The 14,642-nt window shown below is 55.9% G+C and carries 24 protein-coding genes; 17 read left to right on the top strand and 7 right to left on the bottom strand.

Annotated elements, in window-relative coordinates:
• Positions 1–9: 9 nt before the first annotated feature.
• Positions 10–486, top strand: coding sequence for a hemerythrin domain-containing protein (locus tag ACF6ZU_RS00260; RefSeq protein ID WP_392893982.1), 477 nt, complete (start codon positions 10–12; stop codon positions 484–486).
• 447 nt (positions 487–933) lie between these two features.
• Here ACF6ZU_RS00260 and ACF6ZU_RS00265 read toward each other — a convergent pair whose 3' ends face one another.
• Positions 934–1,245, bottom strand: a complete 312-nt coding sequence (locus ACF6ZU_RS00265) for a DUF1654 domain-containing protein (protein WP_392889731.1) — start codon at positions 1,243–1,245, stop codon at positions 934–936.
• Positions 1,246–2,008: 763 nt separating this feature from the next.
• On the opposite strand from ACF6ZU_RS00265, the gene ACF6ZU_RS00270 reads away from it, so the two are divergent.
• The 9 genes from ACF6ZU_RS00270 to ACF6ZU_RS00310 all read left to right on the top strand — a co-directional run bounded on the left by ACF6ZU_RS00270 (position 2,009) and on the right by ACF6ZU_RS00310 (position 6,910).
• Positions 2,009–2,257, top strand: coding sequence for a hypothetical protein (locus ACF6ZU_RS00270; protein WP_392889733.1), 249 nt, complete (start codon positions 2,009–2,011; stop codon positions 2,255–2,257).
• On the top strand, positions 2,254–2,469 hold the full coding sequence (locus tag ACF6ZU_RS00275) for a hypothetical protein (RefSeq protein WP_392889735.1): 216 nt from the start codon (positions 2,254–2,256) through the stop codon (positions 2,467–2,469). Before ACF6ZU_RS00270 ends, ACF6ZU_RS00275 begins: the two co-directional genes overlap by 4 nt.
• Complete coding sequence (locus ACF6ZU_RS00280) at positions 2,466–2,660, top strand: hypothetical protein (RefSeq protein WP_392889737.1); 195 nt, start codon at positions 2,466–2,468, stop codon at positions 2,658–2,660. Before ACF6ZU_RS00275 ends, ACF6ZU_RS00280 begins: the two co-directional genes overlap by 4 nt.
• A 272-nt stretch (positions 2,661–2,932) precedes the next feature.
• On the top strand, positions 2,933–4,057 hold the full coding sequence (locus ACF6ZU_RS00285) for a hypothetical protein (protein WP_392889739.1): 1,125 nt from the start codon (positions 2,933–2,935) through the stop codon (positions 4,055–4,057).
• 54 nt (positions 4,058–4,111) lie between these two features.
• Positions 4,112–5,077 carry a RecT family recombinase gene (locus tag ACF6ZU_RS00290; RefSeq protein WP_392889741.1) on the top strand — a complete coding sequence of 322 codons (966 nt, stop codon included), beginning with the start codon at positions 4,112–4,114 and terminating at the stop codon, positions 5,075–5,077.
• Positions 5,077–5,739 carry a lambda exonuclease family protein gene (locus ACF6ZU_RS00295; RefSeq protein ID WP_392889745.1) on the top strand — a complete coding sequence of 221 codons (663 nt, stop codon included), beginning with the start codon at positions 5,077–5,079 and terminating at the stop codon, positions 5,737–5,739. The genes ACF6ZU_RS00290 and ACF6ZU_RS00295 overlap by 1 nt, the downstream gene beginning before the upstream one ends.
• A 2-nt stretch (positions 5,740–5,741) precedes the next feature.
• Entirely contained in the window at positions 5,742–5,984 is a 243-nt protein-coding gene (locus ACF6ZU_RS00300; RefSeq protein WP_392889747.1) for a hypothetical protein, read from the top strand.
• On the top strand, positions 5,981–6,442 hold the full coding sequence (locus tag ACF6ZU_RS00305; RefSeq protein ID WP_392889749.1) for a hypothetical protein: 462 nt from the start codon (positions 5,981–5,983) through the stop codon (positions 6,440–6,442). The genes ACF6ZU_RS00300 and ACF6ZU_RS00305 overlap by 4 nt, the downstream gene beginning before the upstream one ends.
• 81 nt (positions 6,443–6,523) lie before the next feature.
• Positions 6,524–6,910: a hypothetical protein gene (locus tag ACF6ZU_RS00310; protein ID WP_392889751.1), complete on the top strand. Its 387-nt coding sequence runs from the start codon at positions 6,524–6,526 to the stop codon at positions 6,908–6,910.
• 46 nt (positions 6,911–6,956) lie between these two features.
• Here ACF6ZU_RS00310 and ACF6ZU_RS00315 read toward each other — a convergent pair whose 3' ends face one another.
• Positions 6,957–7,796: a hypothetical protein gene (locus ACF6ZU_RS00315; protein ID WP_392889753.1), complete on the bottom strand. Its 840-nt coding sequence runs from the start codon at positions 7,794–7,796 to the stop codon at positions 6,957–6,959.
• Positions 7,797–7,869: 73 nt separating this feature from the next.
• On the opposite strand from ACF6ZU_RS00315, the gene ACF6ZU_RS00320 reads away from it, so the two are divergent.
• Complete coding sequence (locus ACF6ZU_RS00320) at positions 7,870–8,793, top strand: DNA cytosine methyltransferase (protein WP_392889755.1); 924 nt, start codon at positions 7,870–7,872, stop codon at positions 8,791–8,793.
• 10 nt (positions 8,794–8,803) lie between these two features.
• Here the strand turns inward: ACF6ZU_RS00320 and ACF6ZU_RS00325 are convergent, their stop codons facing one another.
• On the bottom strand, positions 8,804–9,676 hold the full coding sequence (locus ACF6ZU_RS00325) for a hypothetical protein (RefSeq protein WP_392889757.1): 873 nt from the start codon (positions 9,674–9,676) through the stop codon (positions 8,804–8,806).
• Positions 9,677–9,686: 10 nt separating this feature from the next.
• On the opposite strand from ACF6ZU_RS00325, the gene ACF6ZU_RS00330 reads away from it, so the two are divergent.
• The gene (locus ACF6ZU_RS00330; protein WP_392889759.1) at positions 9,687–10,331 is read left to right on the top strand and encodes a DUF4406 domain-containing protein; all 645 of its coding nucleotides are present in this window, start codon (positions 9,687–9,689) and stop codon (positions 10,329–10,331) included.
• A 365-nt stretch (positions 10,332–10,696) separates the two neighbouring features.
• On the opposite strand, the gene ACF6ZU_RS00335 is transcribed toward ACF6ZU_RS00330, so the two are convergent.
• Both ACF6ZU_RS00335 and ACF6ZU_RS00340 read right to left on the bottom strand, forming a co-directional pair.
• Positions 10,697–11,026 (bottom strand): hypothetical protein, encoded by a 330-nt coding sequence (locus tag ACF6ZU_RS00335; RefSeq protein WP_392889761.1) that lies wholly within the window; start codon positions 11,024–11,026, stop codon positions 10,697–10,699.
• A gap of 124 nt (positions 11,027–11,150) precedes the next feature.
• Positions 11,151–11,348 carry a hypothetical protein gene (locus ACF6ZU_RS00340; RefSeq protein WP_392889763.1) on the bottom strand — a complete coding sequence of 66 codons (198 nt, stop codon included), beginning with the start codon at positions 11,346–11,348 and terminating at the stop codon, positions 11,151–11,153.
• A 75-nt stretch (positions 11,349–11,423) separates the two neighbouring features.
• Between ACF6ZU_RS00340 and ACF6ZU_RS00345 the strand changes: the two genes are divergently transcribed.
• Positions 11,424–11,750, top strand: a complete 327-nt coding sequence (locus tag ACF6ZU_RS00345) for a hypothetical protein (protein ID WP_392889765.1) — start codon at positions 11,424–11,426, stop codon at positions 11,748–11,750.
• Entirely contained in the window at positions 11,747–12,313 is a 567-nt protein-coding gene (locus tag ACF6ZU_RS00350) for a hypothetical protein (RefSeq protein ID WP_392889767.1), read from the top strand. Before ACF6ZU_RS00345 ends, ACF6ZU_RS00350 begins: the two co-directional genes overlap by 4 nt.
• Positions 12,314–12,407: 94 nt before the next feature.
• Here ACF6ZU_RS00350 and ACF6ZU_RS00355 read toward each other — a convergent pair whose 3' ends face one another.
• Both ACF6ZU_RS00355 and ACF6ZU_RS00360 read right to left on the bottom strand, forming a co-directional pair.
• Positions 12,408–12,653 carry a hypothetical protein gene (locus ACF6ZU_RS00355; RefSeq protein WP_392889769.1) on the bottom strand — a complete coding sequence of 82 codons (246 nt, stop codon included), beginning with the start codon at positions 12,651–12,653 and terminating at the stop codon, positions 12,408–12,410.
• A 117-nt stretch (positions 12,654–12,770) separates the two neighbouring features.
• A complete protein-coding gene (locus ACF6ZU_RS00360; protein ID WP_392889771.1) occupies positions 12,771–13,097 on the bottom strand; it encodes a hypothetical protein in 327 nt (108 codons plus the stop codon).
• A 141-nt stretch (positions 13,098–13,238) separates the two neighbouring features.
• On the opposite strand from ACF6ZU_RS00360, the gene ACF6ZU_RS00365 reads away from it, so the two are divergent.
• Genes ACF6ZU_RS00365 through ACF6ZU_RS00375 form a run of 3 tightly spaced genes read left to right on the top strand, consistent with a single transcriptional unit; the run spans position 13,239 to position 14,633 of the window.
• Positions 13,239–13,910: an adenylosuccinate synthase gene (locus ACF6ZU_RS00365; protein WP_392889773.1), complete on the top strand. Its 672-nt coding sequence runs from the start codon at positions 13,239–13,241 to the stop codon at positions 13,908–13,910.
• Positions 13,911–13,959: 49 nt separating this feature from the next.
• Positions 13,960–14,316: a hypothetical protein gene (locus ACF6ZU_RS00370; protein WP_392889775.1), complete on the top strand. Its 357-nt coding sequence runs from the start codon at positions 13,960–13,962 to the stop codon at positions 14,314–14,316.
• 50 nt (positions 14,317–14,366) lie between these two features.
• Positions 14,367–14,633: a hypothetical protein gene (locus tag ACF6ZU_RS00375; protein ID WP_392889777.1), complete on the top strand. Its 267-nt coding sequence runs from the start codon at positions 14,367–14,369 to the stop codon at positions 14,631–14,633.
• The last annotated feature ends 9 nt before the right edge of the window (positions 14,634–14,642 follow it).

The following is a 14,642-nucleotide window of genomic DNA, read 5'->3' on the forward strand; positions in this document are numbered from 1 at the left end:
GCAAACACAATGAACGCCATTGACCTTTTGAAGGCTGACCACGTACGAGTTAAAGACATCCTTGCCCAATTGAACGAGTCCAGTGATCGGGCTACGAAAAAGCGTGCCGACCTGGTAGCCAAGCTCGAAATGGAAATCACCATCCACACCAAGCTGGAGGAAGAGATCCTCTATCCAGCCTACAAGGAGGCAGGGGGCAAGGAGGAAGAGGAGATGTACTACGAGGCCAAAGAAGAGCATCGTACCGTCGACTCTCTCGTGCTGCCTGACCTAAAAGCGACGGATCCTTCGACTCCTGAGTTTGCAGGTCGCGCCAAGGTCGTTAAGGAGTTGCTGGAGCATCACATTGAAGAAGAGGAAACCGAAATGTTTCCTCAGGCGAAAAAGCTGTTCGGCAAAGCGAAACTGGATGAGCTGGGAGAACAAATGGAGGCTATGAAAGCCGAGTACACGAAAGGTCTCAAAGCGCCAAATATTGCCGCTTAACAGGCCAACAACAAGTGGAGCCCGGACCAGAGCCGGGCTTTCTCGTTTTTTCTACAACAGTGCGATGGCTTCGTCGAAAATCATCAGCGATACGAACGCTAATCGCCAGAGCCCCCCATACATTCTGAGCTCTTAGCGAGCAACGTCCCCGCCTCTTGTGCAAGCTTTCGCCATTCATCGCTTGTGATGAGATCTGCGCGCTCCATTTCGTCCGCTTTTCTCAAGAGTCGGTCGTATCTCACCTCCCCGTTGATTTGGCTTTCTGGTAGGGCGTAGATGTCTCGCCATGCAGTCATTGCCTGCCTTCGTTGAACCTCTTTCATTACGCCCCCGAGTGTTTGTCCGAAGGGTAGATGATGCAAAAACGAAGGCGTTCACTGCGCTTGACACAATGCCGACCAATGGTGGCAGTGCGCCATAAATTGTGAGCCTCGTAACCATTGGTTTTCAGAAAGGTGCGGGCTCCTCGGCGGGCTCCAGGACTTCGAATAGCCGATCCTCCAGCGCGCTCGCCTCCCACCTCAGCGTCAACGACTCATCGTCATTGATCGTCATGTCAATTTCATCCGTCTCGTTTAACAGCCCCCTCACCTCCTCCCACTCCCGATCTCCATCCGTGTCCAGACGATGGATCGTTACCCATCGCTGAATCTGCGCTACGGGGTGATTGATCATCTCTGAGACACGCAGGCCAAGGCGCTCAATTCCACTCATTTCCAGGCGCTCTGCCTGCTTTTCTTGTTTTTCCACCTTCGCCATCTCGCCTCCTAAATACTGGATATACATACAGTCAAGGCCAGAGCATACGCCACAACCTTGGAAAATAAATTAACCGGCGGTATTGACGATACATAAACCGGCGGTTAACTTACATCCATCGCCACCGAGTACCCAACAAGGGACCCGCAGCGAAGGGTCGAGAGACCCGGCATACGACTGGTGAAGCCGCCAGATAGCACGGGATCAGCGAAATGATCTCCCAGCCCCCTCCCGGGGATCGACTGGAACCAAGATCTTTAAGCGAGACGGAAAGTTGAACTGGGGCGAATCGAGGAATCGGCGCCAATGGTGAAACGCGACATTCGATTGAAGCCGGTGACCGACGCCAGTAGCGGGTCACGGCAGACAGATTTCACTGGCTGGCCTTGGTGACAGGGCCAGACGGGAAATCAAAGGTGGCCACTGCCTGCCCAGTGAGCGAGCGATAGGAGCTACCGCCATGAAGTAGACCAACGCTCCACCCGCGTGGCGCCGCAAGCCTGAAGGCTGCGCCCAACACCCATACAGGCAGCGGACAGTAGGTTGTCGATGTCACCGCGCATCGGCCGGGCAACCGGTAGACCACCCCATCGCACCAGTACAACTTGATGCTGAAAACCCAGGCCGTCGCCAGTAGCGGGCCTGGGGCCCCTTCCCCGAACAAATTCGCATGCACTCCCCTCCGCGCCCAACGGCAACCAGCGGAACGGATGAGTGCAGCCGAGTTTTGTTGGATCAACACCCCGCCACTCTGGAGGCGACCATGGCAACCAGCTATGCAGACAGTGCGCAGGCCCGAGAGTGGGACAGGCGCTACGACGCTTGGGGGCGCGATAAAAGACCTCAGCCCGAAGAGTTTCACGACTACGAGGCTGAAGCGGTCAAGCGAACGCAGGCACTGGAAGATCGCGCACTGCGCCTTCTTGTTGAACGCAAAGGCCTGCAGCGGCGCATTGCCGAAGCCATGGCTCAGATGGAAACGGTTTGTCCGCCAACAAGAGGTGCAGCGTGAGTACCAGCAACCATGACTTGGCGATCGGCATGCTCAACGGCTACGTCGAAAGCATGATCGACCCCAACTGCACCGCAGTCGCGGTAAAGGCTTCGGCCAATACCGCGCTTCTGATCTTCCGCACGCTGAGCATCATCACCGCAACGGAAGAAGCCCACTACACCGATCGCCTGCATCGTGTTTTCGAACGCAGGCAAGGAAGAACGGCATGACCACCCCACCCGTTAAATCACTGATCGACGATCAACTCGACGAGATTGAATCGAAGCTGGTCATGCTCGGCTTCGGCCTTCCGTTTAACGAAGTGATCGGCCAACCGCGCGAGCGTTCAGTGGCCAGCCTGCCGAAGCGCTTGGCGGCCACCATGAAGGGCGGGCGAATCGCGGTGAGGGTCCGGCCATGAAGATCGTATTTTGGCTTCTGGCCTTCGGCCTGACCGTGATGCTGTTCCAATACGCGCTGTTCAAAGAGAACGGCGAACCTCGGAACATCGAACTGCCGATGTCGGTGTCTCGATGACCTCCTACCAGCGCGCCAAGCGCTATTGGTTCTGGCGCGGCTCGGCCCTCGCCCTGCTCTTCTTCACAGCCTGGATATTGGCAAGCGCCTACTCCGGCCAAATCACCCAATAACCCACCTCCTCAAACGCTGCGCACCGCGCGGCAAGGAACTGTCATGCCTGCAAATAAACAAGCACTCGCGCAAGACTCGCTCGAAATGGGCGAAACCGAAGTTGCGCAAAACGCTGTTGCCCCTTCGGTCGCTGTCACCGACATCGCCGAATACCGGCCGCACGAGGAGCAGATCGTTCGTTTGGAAACCACCTACGCCAAGTTGGTCGTTGACTGCTCGACCAGCGAAGGCCTGGCGAACGCGAAGGAAGTCCGTGTCGATATCCGCGACGTGCGCTACGCCCTGGCCAACACCACCAAAACGGCGCTGGTTCCCTATCAGCAGAAGGTCAAGGATGCCCAGGCTCGGGTCAACCAGGTCAAGGAATTCGGCGAGGCGCTAAAGGATCGAGTGTTGGCGATCGAGACGCCCGTTGACGAAGCAATCAAGGCTGAAGAAAAACGTGTGGCTGATGCCAAAGCCGAGCGCGAACGTGTCGAGGCCGAACGCGTCGATGCCATCCGGACGAAGATCACCCGCTTCAGTTCTGTCGCTGCTGCATACGCAAGCCGCAGTGCTGCAGACGTCGCCATCGTTCTGCAAAGCGTCAAAGAGTCGGTGATCCTGCCCGAAGAATATGCCGAGTTCGAAGCTGAAGGCACCATCGCTCGCGACAACGCGATTGAACAGCTGGAAACGCTGCATAGATCCGCGGTTGATCGTGAAGAGGCTGCCGCCAAACTGCTGGCCCAGCAAAAAGAACTCGATGAGTTGCGCGAGAAGCAGCGCATTGCCGATGAAAGCGCGGAAAAAGAACGCCAACGGATCGCAGCAGAAGATCGCCAGCGCATTGCAGACCAGCAGGCGGAACTGAACCGGCAGCGCGAGCAACTGCAGCGTGATCAAGACGCCCAGCGGTTGAAGGACGAGCAGAACCAGCGTGACCAGGAAGAATTAGCCCGCCTGCGCGCGCAGGCTGCCGCACCGGCCCCGGTCACTGTCGCAACGCCTGCACTGGTCGAAGCGAAGGTTGAAGTCGCCCCCATCAGCACAAAGGCGATCGCAGCTGAACCTGATGACGTAACTACGTCCGCGCCGCCGGTCGACGACATTGTTGAGGTTGTAGCCCTGGGCTTCGACGTGGACCTCGACACTGCCCGCGCTTGGCTCCGCGCCATCAGCTTCTAACCCCCTCCCTTTCCATCCAAGGGCCGACACTCGTTGTCGGCCGCGGAGAGCGCCATGACCGACTCAGAAACCCAAGCACCAACGGGCCTCGCCACTTACCACGATCCATCGCACAACGCCGCAGCGCTCATCCTTGACCCGGGCACGATGAGGTCGATGACGGATCTTGCGACCATGATGGCAGATGGCAAAACGACCGTTCCCGAACACTTGCGCGGCAACAAGGCCGACTGCATGGCAATCGTCTTGCAGGCAATGCAGTGGCAAATGAACCCATTTGCGGTGGCTCAGAAAACGTTCATCGTGAAAGGTGGCGCACTGAGTTATGAGGCTCAACTGGTCAATGCCGTAATCACATCCAAGGCTCCAACGATCGACCGCCTGCACTATGAATGGTTTGGGCCGTGGGAAAAAATTGTCGGTAAGTTCATCGTCAAGAAAAACGCAGAAAACAAGGAATACCGCGTTCCTGGCTGGGGTCTGCTCGACGAAGTGGGTCTGGGCATCAAGGTATGGGCAACCTTCCGCGGAGAGGACGAGCCGCGAGTGCTTGAGACTCTCATGGCACAAGCCCGCACTCGGAACTCCACTCTGTGGGCTGATGACCCGAAGCAGCAGATTGCCTACTTGGCAACGAAGAAGTGGGCTCGCCTGTTCTGCCCTGATGTCATCTTGGGTGTTTATACCCCTGACGAATTCGAAAGCTCCTACGGCAACGAGATTGACATCACTCCCGCGGCGCATGCGGCAAACACTGCTGCAGCATCTAGCGTTTCCTTTGGCCCGAAATCCCAATCGCCAGAGATCGACGGTGTATTCGCGGACCTGTTGGCCGTGGCGAAACAGCAGGACATCGAAGCTTATGCAACAGCTTGGGCAGGTCTCAAGCCCAAGCAGCGTGCGGCGATCGGTCTGGAGTGCCACGAAGCGCTCAAGGCCATGGCGGCAACTGTTGATGGCGACTTCACCGAAGTCACAGGCAATCAGGACGGTCTGTCTCAGGCCGAGGAAGCGGCGTAGTGAGAACGGAACTTCAGGGCACTGAAAAGTGGCATGCAGATCGATCTGGCCGAGTGACAGCCAGTCGGTTTAAAGACGTGCTTGCTTGGGGGAAACCCGACAAACACGGCAAACGCGAGCCTATGGGCGCGCGCACCGCCTACATGCGCGAACTGTGCTTCGAACGGCTGGCAAAGAAGTCGAAGCACAACGTCAGCAGTGCCTCGATGAAGTGGGGTCACACCGAAGAACAGAAGGCTCAGGACGCCTACGAGATGCTCACTGGCAACATCGTCGTGCCGTCAGAGTTCATCGTCCACCCGAAGTATGACTGGCTCGGCTGCTCGCCAGACGGATTGATTGGCGATGACGGTGGCACCGAGTCGAAGTGCCCCTTCAACGAGGCGATACACGTCAGAACATGGCTCGAAGGCATGCCTGAGGAACACATGCCTCAGGTCCAGGGCTGCATGTTCGTTACGGGCCGCAAGTGGTGGGATTTTCTGTCGTTCGATTCTCGCCAAGACGAAGAGTGTCAGCTCTACATCGAGACGATACACCGCGATGAGGACTACATCGCCAACCTGCACAGGGAACTTGTCCAGTTCAACCTGGAACTGAATCGCATGGTTGATGAAGTCGCGGACAAGGCAAGGGCGCAGGCCCACCGATTAGGAAATTGATCATGATCAGCAACCTGAAATACGACATCGAGTACCGGCGCGATAAAGCGCTGGAGCTTTCCAGTCAGGTCGAACAGCACCTGGCCGCCGGCGGGCGCTTCACCCGGTCAGAGCCCGCTCAAATCAACCCGCTACCTGCTGAGCGCTCCGCGAAGATCGATCCGGACACCGTGCTCAAGCGCAAACGCCCCGCCATCAGTGCGGCGGACCGCAAAGCGCTGCGGAAACTCGCGGAGGCGTTATGAAAAAGCGGAAGCCCAACAACATGCGGGCTCGGGTCGAGCGATCGTGCCGGGCGCTGCTGAGCACCAATCACGTGGCGGTGGTGAACATCGATCCCAGCGGCCGCCAGGGCATGATCAATTACAAGTCGCTCAAGAACATCGCCCCAGGGCAGATTGGCCAGGCGGTGTGCGGTGTGCCTCATCGATGGACGATTTACCTCAGCGTCCTGTGTATCGATGCCCGCGGCGACCGCTACACCAAGTCGATGGAGGTGGCGCCCGATGGCGTTTACCTCTCCGACCACTTGGAAGAGGTGATCGAGCATTGCTACAAGCAGCTGCGCGACTCGGCCAACCAAAACCAACTGGTAGCCTCAGGCTGGATTGCCATTCCCGATTCGCTTTCGCTCGACGAGGCTCACGCCGCTCGGATATTCGAAGCGGTCGGCGCCTGGAATCAGGTGAAGGTCGCAGCGTGAGAAAGATCGGCAACCAGGTGCGCCAGCGCCGACGACAGACATGGCTGGATATACCGGCCCACGGAATTGAAGAGGCAGGCCATGGCCGAGGAATTGGAACAGGAACAGGAACAGAAACAGGAGCCGACGGCGGAAGCACTCAAGCAGCGACGGAAGCGCGAGAAGGCAGCAGAAAAGGACGCTGCATTGGGCGTCGGGAAGTTTACGGTTGAAGTGGCCGGGGTTTTCAAGCCAGACCTAAAACTTGTCATGGTCGTCCACGGATTCAACAACCAGCAGGAGGTTTACCAAAACCTGCTGCGCAACCTGATCGCCGCCGACTTCGAAACCCAGGCCAAGATGCTCCGCTGTGTCACGACACCTTTTGTTGTTACTGAAGAAGTGTCGCGCTTTATTCAGGCCGCCGGTATGAAGTCGCTCGCCGACGATCCGCCTGAACCTGACGACGAAATCCACATTCCGAAATAAACCCAGCCAAAGCTGCGATTCCAGTCGTAGCGCTCACTTTATTTAATTAATTATTGTTCAGCGAGTCCGCGAGCCGGTCATCAAGTTGTGTTTGAGACCACGAGAAACTACAGGCGAGCATCTCCGTTCGAAATGGTTTTAATAAATCGTCAAGAGAACCATCCTGATCATCGATAAAACCTGACTGAAGAATAGGATACAAATAAACGACACGCCTAGCCGTAAACATTGCTGAATACCATAAAAGCAGTCGCTCGCTCTCAGACAACTGAACGCGCAGAGCCTCTAGAGCAAACTCTTTAAAATTTTCGCTCGATTCCTCCTTTAAAATAAACTCAAGAATCAAAAAAACGGAATCTATGTAAAAACCTACTGCCGGCCAATAATTTCTTCTCCACCCCTTATATTTTTTCTCTAGCGCTTCGAATGTTTCCATATGAGGTGGCGCAGGAATCATTTCCCAGCTTGCACGTGTGGCTAGTGATTCCGATAGCTCACTAAAAGCGTAGTGCTGTGCTTGACGCCCAACCAAATCACCAAACCCACCAGCATTTAAAATTCTGGTATTGACTGCAGTCTGACTCATCAATCCAATGAGCTGAAATAGCCGCTGTTCTCTAAGTTGCTCTTCATGTCTTTGCTCACCCTCTTCATTCGCGGAAACTTGAATTCGCAGAGTGTAAAGAATCGCTACAAAAGCAAAAAAAGACAATATTGGATTTAAAACACCACCAAAGTAATCGCCAAACTGCCCCCACTTTTCTTGGTCAGTTAAAATATGGGTGGAGAATTCTGAAATATATCCGATGACGACACTGACGATTGCAAACAATGCAAAGACTGCTACTGCGAGCAACCCTTTATCAAGTCCTTTCAGCTTCGCCATTTTACGTTCCCTCGCGAAAAACCAAGACCCTACCCTACTCATTTCTGAAACGCCACTTCGGCCAGGATTCCCTATGTTCACAGCAATTGATTTGTTCTCGGGCTTCGGAGGTTGGACCCGCGGCGGTGCCGATGCCGGCATGAAAGTGCTTTGGGCAGCAAACCACTGGGCTGAGGCCGTCGAATGGCACACCCGCAACAACCCGGACACCGTCCATGCTTGCCAAGATTTGCACCAGGCGAACTGGGCGGACGTCCCGAAGCATGACGTGATGCTGGCTTCCCCTTGCTGCCAGGGTCATACACGGGCTCGGGGGAAAGAATCCGGTAACCCGCAACACGATAACTCGCGCTCGACGGCTTGGGCGCCAGTGGCGAACGCCGAAGTCAATCGACCTGACTTCGCAGTTATCGAGAACGTGCCCGAGTTCATGAACTGGATTTTATACCCAGCTTGGGCAGACGCGATGCGCTGTTTGGGCTACCAGCTGGCACCGCACATCGTGGACTGCGCCGATCTCGGCGTGCCCCAGCATCGCGTGCGCCTATTTATGGTTTGCTCACGCAGCAAGGCGCCTTTGCATCTACAACTGCCTCGCTACCCGCACGTGCCTGCAAGCACCATCATCGACTTCGACGCGGGTAATTGGTCGCCAATCGTGAAGCCCGGCCGCGCTGAGTCGACGCTGATTCGAGTAGAAAACGGACGCAAGCGCTTCGGCGAGCGGTTTGTTATGCCTTACTACGGATCAGGCTCGGGTCTGACCGGGCGAAGCCTGGATCGACCGATCGGCACCATCACCACCCTTGACCGCTGGGCCGTGGTCGACGGCGACCAGATGCGCATGATCAGCGCTGACGAAGCGATGGCCGCGCAATCCTTCCCGAAGGACACACTGCGGCCAGACAACCACCGATTGACCATGCATATGACTGGCAACGCAGTTCCGCCGCTGGCAGGTCAGCGAATAATTGAAGCACTGAAAGCCGCTGCTTGACCCTACATGCTCAGTTAGCAAAGATCCGGTGAAGCCTGGGCGGGCTATCTCGGTAAACTGGGCATTGCGATAAGTTTCTTGCAAAGTAATAATCAGTGGAGCGATCGATTGCGGTTTGATTGATAACTGCGACTTCACTGCGGGTTAGGGTTGAGTTCGGCTGGTCTGCGACAATCATCAACTTTGGAGAAATTGGAACAATCATCATGTCCTGAAAACAGTCGGGAACGATGAATTCCCCCTCTCCCGCACGAACAATTCCCCACTGCATGTGCTGGTTATCTTGGCGAAATGTGTTCATGTAGCCGAAGACATGAATACCAGCCGCGAATCGCCCAGGCATTACTCCTGCTCTACAAAATATAACGTGCATACGCTCCAGAATTTCTTGTTCATCTTTGGTCAGAGAGTCTCCCTCTATTCCCTCTAACACAAAGTCATCAAGGCCTTCGGCCCTGAATTTTTGCCTTGTTCTCCAAAGTGAAAAGAAGTCCTCGACGACTACCTTTTCGAAATGCCCAATGACGTTAGAAGATCCTGCCAGGATGGATTCGGCCAAACCCTGGAACCTATCCTCGATGTTTTTTCCTATACCAGCTTCTGTACTTTGATCCCAAACGCGTTTAGCACAAAACAAACTGTTCGAAGAGGTTGCGCCGATCACCTTCGAGCTCTCCTTTCTAAACAGCTGAACGAAACCTTTCTCGTCTGAAAATCTATCGATACTTTTCTTTGGGAAGACATGTTGATTGATCGTCAACTTATGCGGATTTCCCTTCTGTGTTTCTTCAAACACCATATTTTCCTCGCCGAGACTTATCGCAGATCGCTCCACTTTAGCTGATCCCCGACCATCCTCCACCGCCCGGGCATGACCCGGCATAGGAAGCCCCATGCCCACAGAAAACAATGTCGACTGCCCTGCACTGCATGAACGTGCCGCGGGCTACCCGTATGGCGACCGCGTGCCGCTCACCGTCCAGATGCTCAAAACAACCACCGCCGATCCAATGCCTTGCATCGGTTTTGCCTACATCAAGGGGACTGTGCCGGTGGCCGAGGCGGGTGCAACTTTCCCCGCCTGGACGAACAGGCTCGGCGCTGTATCGGCTGTGATGCCGGACGGTACAAAACTCGGACTCCGGCCCGGCGAGTTCAAAGTCGCCACCTGGCAGCCAGCGCGGCCCGCGGCGCCACGCGTGACCCGTTGGATTGACCGGGCAAACCATTTGTACCTCGCCGGGCCGATGACTGGCTTCGAAGACTTCAACTTCCCCGCCTTCAACAGCATGGCCGCCAGGCTTCGCGCTATCGGCTACGTCGTCGAAAACCCGGCCGAGCACGGTGTCGTCGATGACGCGGAGTGGCGTGACTACATGGCTTATGACCTGACGCGCTTGGGCTTGTGCGGCATCGTCGCGGTTCTGCCGGGCTGGGAAAACTCAAAAGGCGCGCGGCTCGAAGTGCACATCGCCCGCGAGCTCGGCATGCCGGTTGTGAATGCCCATGATCTGGTATCGATCGAAATTGCGATGTAGCGGGACGGATTACTGAGATCTCAGCCCTCGGCCCCGTCGGCGGACTTGCTGAGGAATAAGCTCCAGGCATCATAAGCTTGTCGGTGCCTCTCAGTGGCTGAGTCCCATTCTGGCCCCGTGGTAACTCGCGAAGAAACAAGCTGCATCATGCCCGTTGTAGAGGCATCCAACTCAAGTAACAGCTTGTACGAATCAAGCCTGAACTCGTCGACGGATGTCATGAAAGTACCCTCTTGTGGTAAGCGCCACCTCGCGTAAGTCTGTTGACCTCAATCGGTGGATAACCAGCATTGAGAATAATTCAACAAAGGTTGCAACAGATCTAACTTCAGACCCGTGCAGGAATATCTGGAGCGCGGAGAAACCTAATCTGCCTGTCGCGACCCTCTACGAGGAAGCGATTCTGGTTGCGAAGCTGCCGCTGGAGCATCGAGGCTTACTACGACCTCTTTGGCACGTCGAATTCCCCACTCCATCGCCTGACTCATCGATTCGCCCGGACGAGATAGGAAGGCGTCCTCGAAAAGCATCGAGCCCTGGCCGTCGTAGATGCCAATGAACAACTGCGCTTCGCTATTTTGGGAGAGCCGCACATGGACATCGATGAGCCAGCCATTTTTTAAACGCTCCTGGTGCATACGACAATGCAAGTCTGAACCGGCCCACTCCCAGTACTTTTTGCCACGCACACTCATTGGCTCTCGTCCAAAAAAATAAAAACGGAGTATGAACCTAGCCATCCAATTTCACGAAATGCATTTTCAACTCTAGCGCAGCTGTTTTAACTCCCCATCTTCAACGTCACTGCCCGCGACCAGTTCAGCCATGAATATCGGAATACTGGCGAAGAAGTGTTGACCAAACCTCAAGAGCAGCTCGCTGCCGAGCATTTGCCACATCCCACTCAGGGCCATAGGTGGTGTTACTGCGCATCAGCTTACGCAAATCAAATGTCGCTTCCTCGTACTCGCGATGAGCAAGCAGCGCTTTTTCGATAAATTCGTCTCGCCGGCTCATTGGATTTTCTCCATCGACAAAGTGCGAGTAACCGTTTTTTTCAACATTAGCCGCTATAGCGGCAAAGGAACAGTCATGCCTGAAGAAATCAAATTGATAACTCCGGCACCGGTTGTGCGCGACGCAATGGGCTCGTTTCAGCATCCCGATATGCCTGACTTCGACGAGGGTGACGGTGATAAGTGCAAAGCCTGGGTAGCGGAACAAGGCCTGCAGATGGCGATGGTCAGCCTTGAGTACGCCGACGAAGCTGTGGCCGATCGCTACTTCGAGTCCGGTGATCCCGATTACAGCTACTGGGAGCCGGATCGCCCCGATGGTGACGATTGGTTCTGCCTGGCTATTCACGATACCGACGATGGCCCTGTCTGCTGGTGGGCGCGCCGCGAGGTTACGCCATGATCATCGATGACGTGATGACGGACAAAATCACCCTGCACGGCCTGGGCTTCGTTCAGGTCCAGCTCCAGGGCAATCAGCGCCTACACGCCTGGCACCCAGAGTTGCCGCGCCGCGCCTGCTTCGAGCAATCGGCGATCCACGATCACCGCTTTGACTTCGTGTCGCGAGTTTTGGTCGGGGCGCAGATCAACCATTGTTACGACATGCAACGCCATGATGACGGTGACTACGCCCTCTACCTGCACGAGTGCAAGCGCTCGGCCAATGGCGGAAGGCCGTGGACTCCAGACGGTCGTGCCTACCTCAATCACGAGCACATGCACATGATCACGGCTGGGTACGAGTACATGAGCACCGCTTATGACTATCACCGCACGGAGCCGGGTGGTGACGGACGGGTCGCGACCGTAATGAGGAAGTTACGTGAGTATCCTCAAGGCGCTCACTCGACCTGCTGGTTCGGAATCCAACCCGACACCGACTTCGACAGGTTTCAGTGGTCTCCGGCCAAACTCTGGGAGGTCGTCAGCGATGTGCTGCTCGGCCAGAAGGTGACGCCATGATCCTGCTTGCAGTGCCACCCTTCGCCTGGTTCGCCTACGTGTACTGCTACAAGGGGCCGCGGTGATTTCGCCACCGCCCACGGTGCCGGCGCTTTTACTCTGAGAGCGGTCCGAAGCTGCCTTCCGCTCGCGCGTCCAAAGCAGGCATTGGGTCTGTTTTTGGCGAGGAGATAAAAGCCTCCCACGCTTCGTAAGCCAGCTTGTGCCGCTTTAAAGCTTCACTCCACCAGTAACCATTCACTTCGCGTGATGACACCAACATCATCATGTGCGTCGTAGATGCGTCAAGCTCAAGCAGGAGCCGGTGGGACTGGAAACGGAATTCGTCTTGATCACTCATAGAACTGTGTACCTGGTGGGTTTGATACCCAATTTAGCCGCCATTTTGCCATTCGAAAGGCACTTTGGCGCACTTGTATGACTATTGGCTAATGAAGCGATGCAAGATGAAGGCAAGTTACTCCGACTGACGTGAGACCTTACGTGGGAGCGCTTCGGGCCGCCAGGATTCCGGAATATTGAGCGTATCGACGAACTCCATGGCCCTTTGCACACCCCAATCCGATGCCTGGGTCATTGTTTCGCCAGGGCGTGAAAAGAAGGCCTCCTCAAAAAGCATTTCGCCCTTCTGTTCGTAAACACCTACAAATAACTGGGTATCTCCCGTGTTCGAGAGCCTAACCTGTACGTCGATCAACAGACCGTTTTTGAGACGCTCTTCGTGAATACGGCAATGCAGCTCTGGGTCTGCCCAGTCCCAATACTTTTCACCACGCTCTCTCATTGGCTTCCCATCCAAAAAAATTAAAAGAAGCAGTATGCCTCCAGTTCTTCCCTGAAGCGAAATGCCATTTCAACCCTTTCTCTACTGTTTTTTATTCCCCTTCCATTCAAAGTCAGCCGCTATAGCGGCAAAGGAATTCGCATGGCCGAAGCAAAAGCGCCAGGCGGGCCGCTGAGTCACGCCGAACTTTCAAAGATTGCCGTCCGGTGGCTCAAGCGGAATCGCGGAGCCGGCGGCCCGGGCTGCCACATCGCAATGAGCGAAACGAAATCGGGCTGGGGTGGCGAGATCCCCGACGCGATCGGGTTCCGCGCTACAGGCTGGGAGGACGGCTCGATTGTCGTCGAGGTGAAAACCAGTCGCTCCGATTTTCTCGCCGACCGAAAGAAGCCGCACCGCCAAGACGGTAAAGGCATGGGCAATTGGCGCTACTTCATGTGCCCGGAAGGATTGATCAGGTCCGATGAGCTTCCTGCTGGCTGGGGGCTTCTCTGGGTGAACAGCCGCGGGCACGTGAAGCCGATAGCGGGTCCCGCAGTGCATTACCGCGAGGGCGGCTACTCAGTTGTGACGGAACAAACCGCAGCGTGGCGATTGCCATCCGATCTTCAGCGCGAGCAGTGGCTCCTGGTGAAGCTGCTGAATCGGGTAGGCGACCCTGAGCAACTGAACGCAAACCTGAAGCTCGCCTATTCGGAAAAGCACCGGATGGCGAACAGGGTCAACGAACAGAACGAAGAGCTTTCTCGCCTTCGCACCGAAAACTACAACCTCAATTGTCAACTGAAATCCGCTACGGAGGTAACGCCATGATCGCCCTCGCCTGGTTCGCCTACGTGTACTGCTACAAGGGGCCGCGGTGATGAAGGCCCGCATCGAGAAGAAGCTGAGCAAACGACTTGTCCAGCTGCACCCTGCGGTTTACCGGCGCGCCTGGATCGACAAGGACGAGCCCAGCGAATTGGCGTACGAACAACGAACGCGCGTGAGCCACGTCAGGAGCGTCGGTGGCGGCACTAATTACTGGGGCGAAGGTCAGGACGCATACACCGTGTGGGCTGATTGGAAATCGAATTGGTTCTGGCACGGTCCGTTCGAGGCGCACCCTGAAGGTCATCAGTCTGAAGGGTACCCGGACACTGGGAGCTTCAAGCCAACCACCCGCAACCTTCTGAAGCTGGCGGCTGACTGCGAGCTGGCTTCGAACGCAAAAGCCTAACCCCTCTTCCACCTACCAGCCTGCCGGTGAACGGCGGGCGAGGAATTCGCATGCCGCAAAACTACCCGTTCTACGCCTGGGCGCTGACCAAGGACTACGAGCCTTACAAAGTCGAACTGGTCGGTTCTAGCTCATCACCTGGTCGCCACGTTACAGCCGGCGGAAGACGCTATCCAGATCCTGAGCTTCACGGCTGCAAAAAGCGTGCGGTTATGTGGGCCCGTGAACGCCTGGCAAGGCAGAAGAAAGAACTGGAAGAGCGCACAGCTTTGCTCAACCGCCGTAAGCAGGAACTGGCGAAGCACGCCGACCTGTAACCCATCACC

The sequence above is a fragment of the Pseudomonas migulae genome (genome assembly GCF_043225285.1).
GTDB lineage: Bacteria > Pseudomonadota > Gammaproteobacteria > Pseudomonadales > Pseudomonadaceae > Aquipseudomonas > Aquipseudomonas migulae_C.

Coding starts and splice junctions, on each gene's coding strand:
- ACF6ZU_RS00260 (WP_392893982.1), top strand. CDS start 10: ATGAACGCCATTGACCTTTTGAAGGCTGACCACGTACGAGTTAAAGAC.
- ACF6ZU_RS00265 (WP_392889731.1), bottom strand. CDS start 1,245: ATGGCGAAGGTGGAAAAACAAGAAAAGCAGGCAGAGCGCCTGGAAATG.
- ACF6ZU_RS00270 (WP_392889733.1), top strand. CDS start 2,009: ATGGCAACCAGCTATGCAGACAGTGCGCAGGCCCGAGAGTGGGACAGG.
- ACF6ZU_RS00280 (WP_392889737.1), top strand. CDS start 2,466: ATGACCACCCCACCCGTTAAATCACTGATCGACGATCAACTCGACGAG.
- ACF6ZU_RS00285 (WP_392889739.1), top strand. CDS start 2,933: ATGCCTGCAAATAAACAAGCACTCGCGCAAGACTCGCTCGAAATGGGC.
- ACF6ZU_RS00290 (WP_392889741.1), top strand. CDS start 4,112: ATGACCGACTCAGAAACCCAAGCACCAACGGGCCTCGCCACTTACCAC.
- ACF6ZU_RS00300 (WP_392889747.1), top strand. CDS start 5,742: ATGATCAGCAACCTGAAATACGACATCGAGTACCGGCGCGATAAAGCG.
- ACF6ZU_RS00305 (WP_392889749.1), top strand. CDS start 5,981: ATGAAAAAGCGGAAGCCCAACAACATGCGGGCTCGGGTCGAGCGATCG.
- ACF6ZU_RS00310 (WP_392889751.1), top strand. CDS start 6,524: ATGGCCGAGGAATTGGAACAGGAACAGGAACAGAAACAGGAGCCGACG.
- ACF6ZU_RS00315 (WP_392889753.1), bottom strand. CDS start 7,796: ATGGCGAAGCTGAAAGGACTTGATAAAGGGTTGCTCGCAGTAGCAGTC.
- ACF6ZU_RS00320 (WP_392889755.1), top strand. CDS start 7,870: ATGTTCACAGCAATTGATTTGTTCTCGGGCTTCGGAGGTTGGACCCGC.
- ACF6ZU_RS00325 (WP_392889757.1), bottom strand. CDS start 9,676: ATGCCGGGTCATGCCCGGGCGGTGGAGGATGGTCGGGGATCAGCTAAA.
- ACF6ZU_RS00330 (WP_392889759.1), top strand. CDS start 9,687: ATGCCCACAGAAAACAATGTCGACTGCCCTGCACTGCATGAACGTGCC.
- ACF6ZU_RS00335 (WP_392889761.1), bottom strand. CDS start 11,026: ATGAGTGTGCGTGGCAAAAAGTACTGGGAGTGGGCCGGTTCAGACTTG.
- ACF6ZU_RS00340 (WP_392889763.1), bottom strand. CDS start 11,348: ATGAGCCGGCGAGACGAATTTATCGAAAAAGCGCTGCTTGCTCATCGC.
- ACF6ZU_RS00345 (WP_392889765.1), top strand. CDS start 11,424: ATGCCTGAAGAAATCAAATTGATAACTCCGGCACCGGTTGTGCGCGAC.
- ACF6ZU_RS00350 (WP_392889767.1), top strand. CDS start 11,747: ATGATCATCGATGACGTGATGACGGACAAAATCACCCTGCACGGCCTG.
- ACF6ZU_RS00355 (WP_392889769.1), bottom strand. CDS start 12,653: ATGAGTGATCAAGACGAATTCCGTTTCCAGTCCCACCGGCTCCTGCTT.
- ACF6ZU_RS00360 (WP_392889771.1), bottom strand. CDS start 13,097: ATGAGAGAGCGTGGTGAAAAGTATTGGGACTGGGCAGACCCAGAGCTG.
- ACF6ZU_RS00365 (WP_392889773.1), top strand. CDS start 13,239: ATGGCCGAAGCAAAAGCGCCAGGCGGGCCGCTGAGTCACGCCGAACTT.
- ACF6ZU_RS00370 (WP_392889775.1), top strand. CDS start 13,960: ATGAAGGCCCGCATCGAGAAGAAGCTGAGCAAACGACTTGTCCAGCTG.
- ACF6ZU_RS00375 (WP_392889777.1), top strand. CDS start 14,367: ATGCCGCAAAACTACCCGTTCTACGCCTGGGCGCTGACCAAGGACTAC.